Here is a 14,877-nt window from a genome sequence, read left to right as displayed (position 1 = left end):
GAAGTCATTGCATTAACTTTTAGTAAAATAAATGCTCAACTCCTCTATGATGTCTCAAATCTAACTATCTATAATTATCTTATTAAAATTCAATGGATTAGATGTGTTTGTTTATAGGTTCTCCCTATGTCACGTTCAGTAACAATGATATGAGTTAGTGTAAACGTTTACACTTCGTGGTTTTGATCACAGAATTATAGTCAAAATGGCTGCTACTATTTCTGGCATACGGTGCTACTGAGCTGAATGTCAGTTCGAGTTAGTCCAAGAATGACGACAAAGAGAGGTTGATTGTGAAAGTACTGGTTACGGGCGGCATGGGTTACATCGGAAGTCATACATGTATTCAAATGATACAGGCGGGTATGGAGCCAATCATTGTTGATAACCTTTGCAACAGCAAAGAGCTAGTACTGGAGCGAATCGAATCATTGACCGGTAAGCGACCAACTTTTTATCTTGGCGACATTCGTGACCAATCTTTTCTAGATAGCGTGTTTTCAGAAAACGATATCCAAGCCGTGATTCACTTTGCTGGCCTGAAAGCGGTTGGGGAGTCGGTGTCCAAGCCTTTGGAGTACTACGATAACAACGTCAATGGATCATTAGTGTTAGCTCGCAGCATGAAGAAAGCGGGTGTGAAGAGCATTGTATTTAGCTCTTCGGCTACCGTTTACGGTGATCCAGAAGTGGTGCCAATTACTGAAAGCTCTCCAACGGGTGCAACAACTAATCCTTATGGTCGCAGTAAGTACATGGTCGAAGAATGTTTGAGTGATTTGTTCAACGCTGAGAACGATTGGAGTGTGACATTACTGCGTTACTTCAACCCAGTTGGCGCCCATCCATCGGGCACTATGGGTGAAGACCCACAAGGTATTCCAAACAATCTGATGCCGTTTATTGCTCAAGTAGCGGTAGGTCGTCGCGACAAATTGGCTGTTTTTGGAAACGATTACCCAACAGTCGATGGCACAGGCGTTCGCGACTATATTCATGTTATGGATTTAGCGGACGGACACGTAGCCGCATTGAAAGCGGTTGGCGAGAAGGCGGGTTTACACATTTACAACCTAGGCACTGGCAAAGGCTCAAGCGTACTCGAGATGGTTGAAGCCTTCGCACAAGCATCGGGTAAGCCAGTTCCTTATGAACTTTGCCCACGCCGCGCTGGTGATATTGCTGAATGTTGGGCAAGCACTGAAAAAGCAGAGCGCGAACTTGGCTGGAAGGCGACGCGTAGCGTGATGGAGATGACGGCGGATACGTGGAATTGGCAGTCGAATAACCCGAACGGCTATTCCCCTTCGTAATTGAAGCCGCAGCGTTGTTAGCTGCAACTCCAATTTCTTTGGGGAATGCAGATGAAGAGAGATTCCAGATATCTCGTACCTCGATTCTGGAATGACGGATGAGCATAAGGCTATGAAGCGGTTGCCTTTGCGCAAATAGCACAACGAGATCACACGTCATTCCCTACAGCGAGGAGCGAGCGTGATAGGGAATCTCCTTGTAGAAGAATTATTCATCTTGGTGGAATTGACCAAGACACAAAATTTGAGAGCAATCTAAACATGTCAAAAGTTGAATTTAACCCAGTAGACCATCCGCACCGTCGTTATAACCCATTAACGGGTCAGTGGATCTTAGTATCACCGCACCGAGCAAAGCGTCCTTGGAGTGGACAAGATGAAAAACCATCGACTGCGCAGCTTCCTGCGTATGAGAAAGAGTGTTTCTTGTGCCCAACCAATACGCGTATTTCGGGCGATGAAAACCCAGATTACGACGGCACTTATGTATTCAGTAATGATTTCGCGGCGTTGATGCCTGACTCACCTGATGCTCCAGAGTCTGATAACCCTCTATTCAAGACTCAAGGTGTACGTGGGTTGAGCCGCGTGATCTGTTTCTCTCCGGACCACAGCAAAACGCTGCCGGAGCTTCCGGTAAACAAGATCCGTGGTGTTATCGATACCTGGAATGAACAGATTGAAGAGCTAGGTAAAGACTATCTGTGGGTTCAAGCGTTTGAAAACAAAGGTGAGACCATGGGCTGCTCTCAGCCACACCCACACGGTCAAATCTGGGCAAACAGCTTTTTACCCAATGAGATTGAACGCAAAGAAAAACTACTAAAAGAGCACTTCGAACAACAAGGTTCTAATCTTTTAGTGGATTACGTTGAAGCTGAAATGAAAGACGGCTCTCGCACTGTGGTTGAAACCGAACATTGGATTGCTGTGGTGCCTTACTGGGCAGCGTGGCCATTTGAAACCATGTTGCTGCCAAAAACACACATCCGCCGTATGAGTGAACTGACTGACGAGCAGCGTGATGATTTAGCGCTTGCGATTAAGAAGCTGACGAGCCGTTACGACAACTTGTTCCAATGCTCATTCCCTTACTCAATGGGCTGGCACTATGCGCCGTTCTTCGAAGAAGGTACTGACATCGAGCATTGGCAACTACATGCGTTGTTCTACCCGCCACTGTTGCGCAGTGCTTCGGTTCGTAAATTCATGGTCGGCTACGAAATGTTGGCTGAGTCTCAGCGTGATTTAACCGCAGAACAAGCGGCACAGCGTCTGCGTGATTTGAGTGACGTTCACTACAAAGAGCAGTAATCGCCTGTTTCGTAGATAACGAGCGAGATTCCTGATATCTCGTCCCTCGATTCTGGAATGACGGCAGGTGAGAAGCTGATGTTGTCATTCCCTACCTTGAGAGACGAACGCGGTAGGGGATCTAAAAGAATTAAAGTGGTGCCGTAAAGGGGCCATAACCAATTGAACAAAGAGTTTAACCAGAGAGTTTACTTATGTCTGACCTAATCCAAAACGTGAAAGCATCTTTTGAGCAAGTCCTTGGTTACCAAGCGACTCATATTATCCAAGCGCCAGGTCGTGTGAACCTGATCGGCGAGCACACTGACTACAACGATGGTTTTGTTCTACCGTGTGCCATTAACTACCAAACGGTAGTCGCAGCGGCTAAGCGTGACGACAACATCGTGCGCGTAGTATCAGTGGACTACGGAAATGCAGTAGATGAGTTCGACTTAACTCAAGAGATCACCTTCCAACAAGATAAGATGTGGGCTAACTACATTCGTGGTGTGGTGAAGTGCTTAAAAGGTCGTGGTTTTGAATTTACAGGTGCAGACATCTCTGTAACGGGCAACGTGCCTCAAGGTGCAGGTTTAAGTTCTTCTGCGGCACTGGAAGTGGTCATCGGTCAGACATTCAAGGTGCTTTACAACCTAGAGATCAGCCAAGCCGAAGTGGCGCTAAATGGTCAGCAAGCCGAAAACGAATTTGTGGGCTGTAATTGCGGCATCATGGACCAAATGATCTCTGCAGAAGGTCGCGCAAATCACGCGATGCTTTTGGATTGTCGTAGCCTAGAAACTCAAGCGGTTTCAATGCCAGAAGATATGGCTGTGGTTATCATCAACTCAAACAAGAAACGCGGCTTGGTCGACAGCGAATACAACACGCGTCGTGAACAGTGTGAAGAAGCGGCGCGCATCTTTGGTGTTCCTGCACTTCGTGATGTGACTATTGAACAGTTCAAAGCGAAAGAGTCTGAGTTGGATGAGATGGTTGCGAAACGTGCGCGTCACGTGATAACCGAAAATGACCGTACCGTTGAAGCGGCTCAAGCTCTGCGTACTCATGATATGAAACGCATGGGCGAATTGATGGCTGAATCACATGCGTCAATGCGTGATGATTTTGAAATTACAGTCAAAGAAGTCGACACCTTAGTTGAGCTGGTAAAACACGTGATTGGTGACCAAGGTGGTGTGCGTATGACTGGCGGTGGTTTCGGTGGTTGTATTGTGGCATTGGTTCCACCTGCATTGGTTAATGAAATTAAAGCAACCGTTGAGCAGAAATATCAAGCGGCGACGGGTCTAAAAGAATCTATTTATGTGTGCCAAGCGAAAGACGGAGCAGGCTTAGTTGAAGTAATCTAAACGCTTCGAGACTTAATATAGAGCTTACCAACTAAAAAGATCATGGTAGGCCAAATGCTAAAGCCTTTATTTCAGGTAGAGGCTTTTTACTGGCACTAGAAGGAATTTAGAATGACACAAGAGCAAAACCTGCATCAATCCATGACACAAACTCCAGCCTATGATGGCCAACCCGCTCAGTTAGTGACGCTATCAAATACGCGTGGCATGGAAGTGACATTCATGGACATTGGTGCAACATGGTTGAGCTGTATCCTGCCAGTAAAGGGAAATAAAAGAGAGGTTTTGTTGGGTGTTAACTCAATGGAGAACTTCGATAAACAAGCCAGCTATATGGGTACAACTGTTGGTCGTTATGCTAACCGCATAGCCAATGGTCGTTTCAAAATTGATGGTCAAAACTACAAGCTGGAAACCAACCAAGCGGGCAATACTTTACATGGTGGTCCGAACGGTTTTGATAAACGTCGTTGGAATATTGCCGAGCAAAGCGAAACGTCAGTGGTGTTCACTCTAGAGTCTGCTGATGGCGACCAAGGATTTCCGGGGAATTTGAATGTGTCGGTGCGTTATGACATTACCGAAGACAATCGAGTTTCCATTTATTACTCTGCAACCACAGACAAGCCAACCGTGGTCAACCTAACGAATCATGCGTACTTCAACCTACTTGGTGCAGAAGCCGGGCACGATTGTTTGTCACACATTGTGAGCATCAACGCCAATCAGTTCTTACCGACCAACTCGGTAGGAATTCCATTAGGCAACCTTAAATCGGTGAAATCGACCAGCTTCGACTTCAATCAGCCTATGATGATCTCAGAGCGTTTGTTGGGTGATGAACAGCAGAAAGCAGCAAAGGGTTACGACCACTCTTTCCTATTGGCTGATGGCTGTAAGCGCACTCAATGCGCCGCTACCGTAACGTCACCGGATGCGCTCGTCACACTAAAAGTATTTTCAACCAAACCTGCGATGCAGCTATACACCGGAAACTGGCTTGGTGGTACACCAAACCGAAGTGGTGGCAGCTATGAAGATTACGCTGGTTTGGCGTTAGAAACCCAGTTCTTACCTGACTCTCCTAACCACTCAGAGTGGAAGCAGGACAGTTGTATTCTCAAGCCTGAACAAGAATATAACTACCGTACCTGTTACCAGTTTGAATTTTCGGGGGATTCTTCAAACTAGTACGCTCTAGCTCAAAACGGTTATGCCAATTGCTTTTGTTTGTGAATAGAACGATGTGAGTTATCGCGTTGTTCTTGGGGGATGAGCAAAAGTGGCGCTCAACGAGTGTGTGATTTATTAAGCGCGATTGTTGGGTATCAGAGTAAGGTAGGAAAGCCCTAACAGAAGCGATTCTGTTAGGGCTTTTTTTGTTTGTTGTTTGGTGAGTTGACCAGAGCTTAGATTTTCTCTACCGAATTACGGCGCACCAAAGTCGGAGAGAACATCATTGGCTCCGTTGAGGTGTTTTCACCTTTGGCTAAGTGCAACGCGAGTCGTGTCGCTTTCTCTGCCATCATCTGAATCGGGTAGCGAATGGTGGTTAGCTTTGGATGAACATAGCGTGCAATCAAGCCATCATCGAAACCGATGATCGACATTTTGTCCGGCGCTTGAATACCGTTCTCATCTAAGACAGACAGAGCACCTGCCGCCATGTAATCGTTGTACGCAACAATGCCTGTGATTGGCAGTGATTTAGTCAAAAGGTTGGTCATGGCGTATTCACCCCCTTCACTGGTGGGAGCTGAGTACTCAATATAGCTGTCAGATAACGCTATTTTGTAATCCGAGAGTGCTGACAAGTAACCTTGTACACGCTCATCGGCATCTTCAATGCTGTGCGATGAAGCGATACAGGCAATATTTTTATGACCATGACGAATCAGATATTCAGTCGCAAGATACGCGCCTTTCTTGTTGTCCAAGAAAATACAACGGTTGGCAATCTCAGCAATATAGCGATTGATCAGCACTAAGCCTTTTACTTCTTTTGCATAGGCAATCAGTTCTTCGTCTGTCAGGCCTTTTGAGTGGATCACTAAGGCGTCGCAACGGCTATTGATCAGTAACTCAATCGCTTGTCTCTCTTCTTCACGATCGTGTGAGCCATTACCGACGAGGATATGCTTTCCGTTCTCACGAGCGACGTTATCGACAGCCTTAACCAGCGTGCCAAAAAAAGGATCGGAGATATCACCAACCAACACACCGACGGTATTGGTGCTCTGGCTTACCAGCGCGCGAGCATTGGCATTCGGGCGATAGCCGAGTTTAGACATCGCTTTGGTGACGGATTCAATTGAGTTCGCACTTGCCTTCGGAGACTTATTTACGACTCGAGATACGGTTGCAACAGAAACACCTGCTTCCCTTGCGACATCTTTAATTGTTGCCATTTTTAACCTCTATACATTGCTGCATCTATTTAACACCGACAATGAGTGCAAGGCAACGAAACTCTCATTTTACTTCCAGTAATGAGATCTTTACCGCTTGTAATTATTAGGCTTAATGCTAGTGTAAACATTTACATTTTACTTAATTTTAGTAAATGATTTAATGAGTGAAAATAAATCAATATAGGAAGTGAGAAATGGATACTGTCTCTTATGGTGACTTTGCTAAGTTAGAAATGCGTGTCGGTAAGATCATTGAGGTTGTGCGTCATGAAAACGCAGACAAGCTTTACATCGTGCAAGTGGATATCGGTGAGAAGACGCTACAAACGGTGACCAGCCTAGTGCCTTACTACACCGAAGAAGAGTTGATGGGTAAGCCGGTTGTTGTTTTGTGTAATCTAGCGAAGGCGAAGATGAGAGGCCACACTTCTGAGTGCATGTTGTTATGTGCCGAAACGGAAGATGAATCTGAAAGTGTATTGCTGACCCCGGAACGTGCGATGCCTGCAGGTATTCGTGTCGTTTAAGATCGCTTTAGGTTGGTGAGTCAATGTTTTCACCAACCTAAATCAACTAGCTTCGAACAGTCAGTATCAAGCCATCAATCACACTGTGGTGGTGATCTGAAACCCCAGCAAGATTGCCGTATTTAGGTTGGTGGCGATCATTCTCTAATGGGTGATGCCAACCTTGTGTGTGTTGAACAAAGTGCGCCGCAAAGCTTTCAGACACTTCTAAACATCCTGCTAATACCGTATCGACATAGGTTTGAACGATAGGGCTGTTTTCGCAAGGTGCTTGAATCTCGTCTTTGATGTAAACCCAGATCGATTGATCCTGTTTAAACTCATTTTGGCTTTCTATCTGAGAGGCCTTTAATTCGATTCGGTGATAACCACGCTCACGGCGATCAAACTCAGTCAGCGCAATATCATCCACCTCAAGTAAAACTCCATTCACTTGTCCCTCACCGAGATTCACGATCAAAGGTGACAACACATAGCTGTCATCGATCTTACTCCAGTGACGAACTAGGCCATGCACTATCGCAGGAATCGCTTGTCCTGTTTGACCTGTGAGTTGACGAGAAGAGGAGTTGATCAAGCTACCATAACCAAAAATATACATCGCGTTCCCTGTCTGTTCTTTTGTATTTGAGACTAGTCTTACTATATGTTTGGCTTCATCAAATGTCAGTAGTTTTTTATTTTACACTCTCATGAGTCTAAATGACTTCTGTAGGGTGTGTTTAATTGACACTTTTTTGAAGCCTAAAGACTCCTTGTTACTTGTTTTTATTGGCTTTATACCTTTGGCGCGTTTCATGCATTACGTTAGGCAATATTGCAGTGATGATTACTGCATCATGAATTTGACTATGAAATAGCAATTCCCAGAAGCCACTCTTGGCTTGTTATCTGAAATGAGGAACGAGTTTGTTAAATATCACAGATAAAAGTGTAGAAGATGCGATTCCTGCATATCTTCGATTAGGTTTTAGACCTTTCTTCTTTTTAAGCAGTCTCTATGCTGTGATCGCTATTGTAGCTTGGGTCATCATGTTCCAAAACGGTCAGCCAGAAATGCTAAAAGTACCGGCGCTTTGGTGGCACGTACATGAAATGCTGTTTGGCTTTGCCATGGCGATTGTGGTCGGTTTTGTGTTAACTGCGGTGCAAACGTGGACGGGCGTCAATGGAACCAAACACTATCGATTAGCCGCACTGGTTGGTTTGTGGTTAGCACCTCGTATTCTGTTTTGGACCCCCGCACCGTTATGGCTGATCTCATCGGTTGAGGCGGTGTTCTTAATCTTCGCCGCTTACGAAATTGGTTTCCGAGTCGTTAAATCGAAAGGCTGGAAGAATCTATTCTTTGTACCGCTGTTTATATTGGCTATCGTGGCGAACTTTGCTAGTTACGCAACTATTAAGGGTATGCCTCCATTTCCATCGTCTGCAGTTTGGCAAGCGATGTTGTGGTGGTTTACCTTGCTGCTATCAGTGATGGGTGGGCGAGTTATTCCGTTCTTCACGGCACGTCGCTTCGATTTTGAAAAAGCACAACCACTGGTTTGGTTGGAATGGTTAGCGAATCTACCTTTGGTTGGCTTATTTGTATTGAGCTTCTTCCCATTGACCTTTGCTCAAATCGGCAATGAGTTGATGGTATTTGCAGGTGTGACTCAGTTGGTGCGCTTTATCCGCTGGAAGCCTTGGACTACGTTATCTGAACCCTTGGTGTGGTCGCTGCATGCGGCTTACCTATGCATCCCTTTAAGCTTGCTGCTACGTGGTTTATTAGACAACCCGTTCGCGAGCCACAACATGTTGCACTTGTTTGCGATTGGCGGTTTGAGTGGGTTAATTCTTGCGATGATTACGCGCGTGACAATGGGGCACACGGGTCGTGCTATCTATAAAGGGCCAAGTATGGCGTTAGCGTTCTCGGCTATTTTTGTCGCGGCTTTGGTTCGCAGCGTAGGTGTGACTTTCTTCCCTGCGTATTTATTTGAGATGGTGAACATCAGCGCGGGTTTATGGACGTTAGCATTCGGGTTGTTTATCTGGAAGTTCGGCATGATGCTTCTAACGCCAAGAGTGGATGGTCACCCAGGCTAAGCCTATTGATTTTCGAACCCATTTTGAAAGGGAAGCACTGAGCTTCCCTTTTTTGATCGCAGCAAAGCTCCATTCTCAAAGATCCATTCTCTTAGTGAGTATTCTCGGCAAGATATTGGCGCACTTGTGCAATGAGATCTTCTTTGGCGTGAGGCGAGATGAAACTCGCTTCGACAGCATTAATACTGAATTGCGCTAATTCGTTTTTGGTCAGTGGATGAGCATTGGCGACGGCGAGGAAGTTATCATTCATATAGCCGCCGAAGTAAGCCGGATCATCGGAATTGATGGTGACGCATAACCCTTTTCTCAGCAACTCGACGATATTGTGTTCTTGCATGGTGTTGAAGACCTTTAGTTTGGTATTCGATAGCGGGCATACGGTCAGCGGTGTGCGTTTAGCGATTAGCTGTTCCATCAAGTCTTCATCTTCTACACAGCGAACGCCATGATCAATACGGGTGATGCCCAACAAGCTCAGCGCGTCACTAATATTTTGCGCAGGGCCTTCCTCTCCGGCGTGCGCGACGGTCAGGAACCCTTGGTTGATCGCCTCTTGGAACACATGCTTAAACTTCTCCGGCGGGTTTCCTTCTTCCGACGAATCCAGCCCGACGGCAATGATCTTATCTTTATAGGGAAGGGCTTGTTTGAGTGTTTCAAAAGCGCTGTCTTCATCAAGATGGCGCAGAAAACACATGATCAGCTGGCTGCTGATCCCTAGTTCTTGCTCGACTTGATTCAAAGCTTGAGTAATCCCACCAATGATGACTTCAAAGGCAATGCCACGTTCGGTGTGGGTTTGAGGGTCAAAAAAGATCTCAGTATGAACCACATTATCTTGTTGGCACTTGAGTAGATAAGCCCAAGTCAGGTCATAGAAATCCTGTTCATGAATCAGTACGTTTGCGCCTTGATAATAGATATCGAGAAAAGACTGAAGATTGTGGAATTGGTACGCGTCTCTTACTTGGTCTGGGTTATCAAAGGGAATCGACACGTTATTGCGCTTGGCCAGTTGGAACATCAGCTCAGGTTCTAGCGTGCCTTCAATATGTAAATGCAGCTCAACCTTGGGTAAATGTTTGATGAAGCTATCCATAGCAACTCCTTAGCTATTTTAATTATGGGCGGAGTAGGCGAGACAGTAGAGTCTGTAAACCTGAGCCTGCAGGTTATCTCTTTCATTTATCTCTGTTTGAGCATAGTTCATTTCATTGTTGTCGATAAAATTGCACAGAAGTTGATGATGAATCGAGAGTTACGAACCCATTGAAATCCGGCGCAAACGATTTGCAGCATGGGAGTGTGATCCGCTGCAAATATTTGCAGCAATATTCATTGATTTGTGCTCTAATACCGCGCTTACCAAGGGATGGTGTTAAAAGATGCTCACTTAGATGGAGTTATCAAAGTGACCGATCCCTTAATGATCTCCCTTAGGAAAAAATAGAACATGTCTAAGAACAAAAAATTTGATATCCGCCTTACAGAAAAACGCAACGGTTGGTGTGCAGAGATTACTCGTCAAGTAACGTCTCGCAGCACAACAGTATCTAAGCGTGAGTCTGGTTTCGAAACTGAAGCTCTAGCACAAGAGTGGGCAGAGAAAGAGCTAGCATCTTTCATCTCAAACCAAGCTGAACGTAACGAGCGTAAATCAGAGCAGCGTAAAGAGCGTGACGAACTACGTCACACTAAAGAGCTTAAAGCTGAGCAAGCACGTGAAGCACGCGCAAAAGCTCGTGAAGAAGAGCAAGAAGACGCTGAGTAATCCAGTGCACAATTAATTTACAGGTCCCTTAATTTTAAGATAAGGGACAAGTAAAAAAAGCCCCGATATAGCTTTTCTCTTTCTAGTTAAAAGTTTATCGGGGCTTTTTCATTTGTGGCGTATTAGTCTGGATCACGTAACCACTCATGGCTGGTGGCTACGTATCTGATTCACTAATTACCCGAATTCGGTCCTTAGTTGTTTAGCGCTGTCAGCCAATCGTCTTCCGCGACTTCTTCAATGTAACTCTCTACAGACTGTCCCACTTCATCATCATCTTGCTTAAAGTAAGCAATGTGGAATACTGCGTCACCTTCGTTTACCAACGGTAGAGTTTGTTGACCAATCACGATACCGCCTTTGGTTGTGATTACTTGGCCTTCTTGGTGACCCAATGGAGAACTGATGTAAGCCAGGGTTTGTCCAGCTTCAACTTGTTCGCCAAGCCTTACCATATTACGCAAAATGCCGTCTGATTCAGCGCGGATCCAACTGGTCGATTTGCTTAATACTGGCTCTGGTAACTTCTTACGGTTAGGGCGCAGCATGCCGATTTCTTTCATCACTTGATGCACGCCAAGGTAACCCGCACGAATCGCTAGGTGATCAAAACGCAGCGCTTCACCACCTTCGTAAGTTAATACAGGAATACCCAGCTTTTCCGCTTCGCTACGCAGTGAACCATCACGCAGTGGAGAATCTATGATCACGGGTGTTGCGAACGCTTTTGCGATGCGCAGTGTTTCAGGGTTCGACAGGTTTGCACGGATCTGTGGCAAGTTAGTACGGTGAATCGCACCCGTGTGAAGATCCAGAATGTAATCACAGTGCTTCGCTACGTTCTCAAAGAAGGTGTGAGCGATGCGTGATGTCAGTGATCCTTTTTCACTTCCTGGGAAGCAACGGTTCAGGTCACGACGGTCTGGTAGGTAACGAGACTTATGGATAAAACCAAATACGTTAACGATAGGCACAACAAGTAGTGTTCCTTTCAGTTTCTTTGGATCAATCGCATTGGTCAGCTGTCGTGCAATCTCAACACCGTTTAATTCATCTCCGTGGATCGCCGCGTTTACCATCAGTGTTGGGCCCGCTTGGCGACCATGAATAATTTCAATCGGGATTGAAAGTGGAGAATGCGTGTAAAGCTGAGCCGCTTGCAGTTCAATCTCCATTCTCTGTCCTGGCTGAACAGTATAACCAAGTAATTCGAAGGGTTGATTAGGTTTTAGTCTTGCCATTTAGGTTGTTCTCAACATGGTGATAATTCGCTAACACGGAATGTATCAATCGTTGATTTTTAGTACGAATCAATCGCTTTACGGTGACGACAAAACTTTTTTATGGAGGCGTTTCTTAATTGGTTTCTGTTTTTGATTTAGCTAGTTAGAAGGGGTTTAGAATTGTGAATTTCCTGACAATACATTGATTTAACGCTGATATTTATTGTTCGGTTGGTTGGTATTATCCATCGCCATTTTTTGGCGGCCAAATTCAAATATCGAGATCAAAATGAAAAAAACAATTTCAAAAGTTGTAGCACTAGCAGTGGTATCTGTTGCTCTATCTGGTTGTGTGGGTAGTAACGCAGTAACCGGTTATCTAATGAAGTTTAACGTGAAGGCTGTTGATAACCGTTACGCTCGTGGTGGTTTGAACATACTACTTGCACCTGCGTATGGTCTAACGGTTGCTGCCGATTACCTAGTATTCAACTCACTAGAGTTCTGGACGGGTAGCAACCCACTAACAGGTGCTCCGCACATCTTTGATACTAAGACTGATACTTACCTTGATATCAACGATCAGCTTGATAAGTCACTGACTGAAGCGCCAGTAGGCTCGATCACGAGTGCCGATATGATTGAGAAAGGTCAAATGCAGCAGATCGACGAAAACACTATCCAAATGGACATCACTTACCAGTCTGGTGAGCGTGCGACGTTAATCGGTGTTCGTGAAGGCGAGATGGTGACGTACTTCATCGACGGCGAAGTAGTGGCACAAACTTCAATTGATGAGCTAGAAAGCTACGCGGCTTCACGCGCTTAATTATTTATTTAGTCACAAGTAGCAGTGACAAAGATTAGATACAAAAACAGGTACTCATTGAGTACCTGTTTTATTTTGTTCTTAATAAACGGTGTTTACTGAAAAGTGCTATTTATTGAAGAGCCCATTTCTTGGAAAACACTAGCGAATCGATTTATGCTTTTTCTGGGATCGCAGCAAGTAATGCAACCATTTGGTTCCAGAACAGCTCAACTGTGTCGATCTTCACTTTCTCATCAGGAGAGTGTGGGAACTTGATCGTTGGGCCGAAAGAAACCATATCCATGTTCGGGTAAGGTTCTTTGAACAGACCACACTCAAGGCCAGCATGGATAACCATGATGTTTGGCTTGTGACCGTAGATGCCTTCGTACATGTCGCGGAAGATATGCATGATCTCTGAATCTGCGTCTGGTTTCCAACCTGGGTAAGCACCAGAGAACGCGATGTTAGCGCCTGCTAGTTCAGCAACAGAGTGAAGCATACTTTCTACTTGGCTACGACCAGAGTCGATAAGAGAACGGATCAAGCAAAGTACTGTGATTGAATCTTCTTCTGTTGTGATAACACCTACGTTTAGAGACGTTTCAACAACACCTTCAATCTCGTCACTCATACGAATCACGCCGTTTGGACATGCGTTAAGTGCCGCGATAAAGCGAGCTTGGTCTGCTGACGCTAGTGCGCCCATTTCTACAGAAGCTTCTTCATTGAAAGTCACGATGCTGTCTTCTACTTTACCTAGCTCTGTTGAAAGCAGCTCAGTGTAGTAGTTGTATAGCGAAGCTAATTTCTCTTGGTTTGCAGCAGGAACCGCAACCGTTACGAAGCCCTCACGAGGGATCGCATTACGAAGGCTACCACCTTTGAATTCTACGATGCGAAGGTCTAGCTCTTTTGCGTGACCCGCTAGGAAGCGAGCAATCAGTTTGTTTGCGTTTGCACGACCGGTGTGGATGTCACAACCAGAGTGACCGCCTTTTAGGCCTTTTAGCGTTAGCTTGCGTGTTACGAAGTCAGCTGGAATCGCATTACGTGCAATTTCAAATGTCATTGCGCCGTCGATACCGCCCGCACAACCCATGTACACTTCGCCTTCTTGCTCTGAGTCAGTATTAAGAAGGATATCGCCTTCTAACCAACCCGCTTCAAGACCGAACGCGCCAGTCATGCCTGCTTCTTCATCTACAGTGAGTAGAACTTCGATAGGGCCATGTTGGATTTCGTTTGAAGCAAGAACGGCTAAGCAAGAAGCCATTCCCATGCCGTTATCAGCACCAAGCGTTGTGCCTTTTGCTGTAACCCATTCGCCATCGATGTATGGCTGGATTGGATCTTTTGTAAAGTCGTGATCAGTGTCTTCGTTCTTTTGTGGAACCATATCGATGTGAGCTTGTAGCACGACACCTTTTTTGTTTTCCATACCCGGCGTTGCTGGCTTTTTGATGAATACGTTGCCCGTTGGGTCGCGACGTACATCTAAGCCTTGCTCTGTTGCCCACGCAATAATGTATTGAGCAAGCTCCTCTTCATGTTTCGAAGGGTGCGGGATTGAACAAATTTTATCGAAAAACTGCCAAATAGGGGCAGGGGACAATTTACTGATCTCAGAATGGAATTCAGACACGGATGACTCCTTTTTTATTTGATAACCATATATTTAGGATTTCTATAGGTAAAAACTTAGAATAAAAATCTAAAATATGGGTCTGTTTTGATGGCAACAGCATACCACTTGAGCGTTTTGACGAGTAGCGGTTATAAACCTCAAATACCTCAAATTTTGAAAGCGATCTTGTCCACCTGATCATAATTAAGAGACTTGATGCTTATAAATGGCTCAGGCAAACGTTTGTTTAACTCTATTCTGTAATTTAATTACAGAAATAAGTTTTCAAAATAACCATAAATGGCCAAAAGTGTGACGCATAGCAAAAAATACTTGTAATCTTTTTTCTTTAGGGTATATTAATAACCAACTTCTGAGATGAAGAGTAAATGCTCAAAGGATGAGTCCGTTTTATCGCCTCCAAGGAA

The 14,877-nt window shown here is 45.1% G+C and carries 13 protein-coding genes; 8 read left to right on the top strand and 5 right to left on the bottom strand.

The window, feature by feature from the left end; all coding sequences use genetic code 11:
* Positions 1-293 precede the first annotated feature (293 nt).
* From galE to galM, 4 genes are all read left to right on the top strand, one after another.
* Positions 294-1,313, top strand: coding sequence for a UDP-glucose 4-epimerase GalE (galE, locus tag H5300_RS05785; protein ID WP_004734425.1), 1,020 nt, complete (start codon positions 294-296; stop codon positions 1,311-1,313).
* Between the two features lie 261 nt (positions 1,314-1,574).
* Entirely contained in the window at positions 1,575-2,627 is a 1,053-nt protein-coding gene (locus H5300_RS05780; protein WP_182795616.1) for a UDP-glucose--hexose-1-phosphate uridylyltransferase, read from the top strand.
* A gap of 194 nt (positions 2,628-2,821) precedes the next feature.
* Complete coding sequence (gene galK / locus H5300_RS05775) at positions 2,822-3,982, top strand: galactokinase (protein ID WP_017084196.1); 1,161 nt, start codon at positions 2,822-2,824, stop codon at positions 3,980-3,982.
* A gap of 111 nt (positions 3,983-4,093) precedes the next feature.
* The gene (gene galM, locus H5300_RS05770) at positions 4,094-5,173 is read left to right on the top strand and encodes a galactose-1-epimerase (RefSeq protein WP_182795615.1); all 1,080 of its coding nucleotides are present in this window, start codon (positions 4,094-4,096) and stop codon (positions 5,171-5,173) included.
* Between the two features lie 218 nt (positions 5,174-5,391).
* Here galM and H5300_RS05765 read toward each other — a convergent pair whose 3' ends face one another.
* Positions 5,392-6,390 (bottom strand): substrate-binding domain-containing protein, encoded by a 999-nt coding sequence (locus H5300_RS05765; RefSeq protein WP_017080052.1) that lies wholly within the window; start codon positions 6,388-6,390, stop codon positions 5,392-5,394.
* 197 nt (positions 6,391-6,587) lie between these two features.
* Here H5300_RS05765 and H5300_RS05760 point away from each other — a divergent pair, with 197 nt between their 5' ends.
* The gene (locus H5300_RS05760) at positions 6,588-6,920 is read left to right on the top strand and encodes a tRNA-binding protein (RefSeq protein WP_065205069.1); all 333 of its coding nucleotides are present in this window, start codon (positions 6,588-6,590) and stop codon (positions 6,918-6,920) included.
* Between the two features lie 46 nt (positions 6,921-6,966).
* On the opposite strand, the gene H5300_RS05755 is transcribed toward H5300_RS05760, so the two are convergent.
* Positions 6,967-7,521 carry a gamma-glutamylcyclotransferase family protein gene (locus tag H5300_RS05755; RefSeq protein ID WP_004734419.1) on the bottom strand — a complete coding sequence of 185 codons (555 nt, stop codon included), beginning with the start codon at positions 7,519-7,521 and terminating at the stop codon, positions 6,967-6,969.
* Positions 7,522-7,829: 308 nt separating this feature from the next.
* On the opposite strand from H5300_RS05755, the gene H5300_RS05750 reads away from it, so the two are divergent.
* Positions 7,830-9,014: an NnrS family protein gene (locus H5300_RS05750; RefSeq protein ID WP_182795614.1), complete on the top strand. Its 1,185-nt coding sequence runs from the start codon at positions 7,830-7,832 to the stop codon at positions 9,012-9,014.
* Positions 9,015-9,105: 91 nt separating this feature from the next.
* Here the strand turns inward: H5300_RS05750 and H5300_RS05745 are convergent, their stop codons facing one another.
* Positions 9,106-10,116, bottom strand: a complete 1,011-nt coding sequence (locus H5300_RS05745; protein WP_182795613.1) for an adenosine deaminase — start codon at positions 10,114-10,116, stop codon at positions 9,106-9,108.
* 354 nt (positions 10,117-10,470) lie between these two features.
* Here H5300_RS05745 and H5300_RS05740 point away from each other — a divergent pair, with 354 nt between their 5' ends.
* On the top strand, positions 10,471-10,788 hold the full coding sequence (locus H5300_RS05740; protein WP_004734416.1) for a DUF3622 domain-containing protein: 318 nt from the start codon (positions 10,471-10,473) through the stop codon (positions 10,786-10,788).
* 194 nt (positions 10,789-10,982) lie between these two features.
* Here the strand turns inward: H5300_RS05740 and H5300_RS05735 are convergent, their stop codons facing one another.
* Entirely contained in the window at positions 10,983-12,029 is a 1,047-nt protein-coding gene (locus H5300_RS05735; protein WP_004734415.1) for a succinylglutamate desuccinylase/aspartoacylase family protein, read from the bottom strand.
* 271 nt (positions 12,030-12,300) lie between these two features.
* Here H5300_RS05735 and H5300_RS05730 point away from each other — a divergent pair, with 271 nt between their 5' ends.
* Positions 12,301-12,840 (top strand): DUF3332 family protein, encoded by a 540-nt coding sequence (locus tag H5300_RS05730; RefSeq protein WP_182795612.1) that lies wholly within the window; start codon positions 12,301-12,303, stop codon positions 12,838-12,840.
* 154 nt (positions 12,841-12,994) lie between these two features.
* Here H5300_RS05730 and H5300_RS05725 read toward each other — a convergent pair whose 3' ends face one another.
* Positions 12,995-14,467 (bottom strand): aminoacyl-histidine dipeptidase, encoded by a 1,473-nt coding sequence (locus tag H5300_RS05725; protein WP_017087469.1) that lies wholly within the window; start codon positions 14,465-14,467, stop codon positions 12,995-12,997.
* Positions 14,468-14,877 lie beyond the last annotated feature (410 nt).

The organism is Vibrio sp. SG41-7 (genome assembly GCF_014164465.1).
GTDB lineage: Bacteria > Pseudomonadota > Gammaproteobacteria > Enterobacterales > Vibrionaceae > Vibrio > Vibrio splendidus.
The sequence above is the reverse complement of the archived record's forward strand: the minus strand, read 5'-3'. Positions and strand labels throughout refer to the sequence as shown.

Excerpts from the sequence above, each read along its gene's own strand:
- H5300_RS05780 (WP_182795616.1), top strand. The coding sequence starts at position 1,575 with ATGTCAAAAGTTGAATTTAACCCAGTAGACCATCCGCACCGTCGTTAT.
- galK (WP_017084196.1), top strand. The coding sequence starts at position 2,822 with ATGTCTGACCTAATCCAAAACGTGAAAGCATCTTTTGAGCAAGTCCTT.
- galM (WP_182795615.1), top strand. The coding sequence starts at position 4,094 with ATGACACAAGAGCAAAACCTGCATCAATCCATGACACAAACTCCAGCC.
- H5300_RS05765 (WP_017080052.1), bottom strand. The coding sequence starts at position 6,390 with ATGGCAACAATTAAAGATGTCGCAAGGGAAGCAGGTGTTTCTGTTGCA.
- H5300_RS05760 (WP_065205069.1), top strand. The coding sequence starts at position 6,588 with ATGGATACTGTCTCTTATGGTGACTTTGCTAAGTTAGAAATGCGTGTC.
- H5300_RS05755 (WP_004734419.1), bottom strand. The coding sequence starts at position 7,521 with ATGTATATTTTTGGTTATGGTAGCTTGATCAACTCCTCTTCTCGTCAA.
- H5300_RS05745 (WP_182795613.1), bottom strand. The coding sequence starts at position 10,116 with ATGGATAGCTTCATCAAACATTTACCCAAGGTTGAGCTGCATTTACAT.
- H5300_RS05740 (WP_004734416.1), top strand. The coding sequence starts at position 10,471 with ATGTCTAAGAACAAAAAATTTGATATCCGCCTTACAGAAAAACGCAAC.
- H5300_RS05735 (WP_004734415.1), bottom strand. The coding sequence starts at position 12,029 with ATGGCAAGACTAAAACCTAATCAACCCTTCGAATTACTTGGTTATACT.
- H5300_RS05730 (WP_182795612.1), top strand. The coding sequence starts at position 12,301 with ATGAAAAAAACAATTTCAAAAGTTGTAGCACTAGCAGTGGTATCTGTT.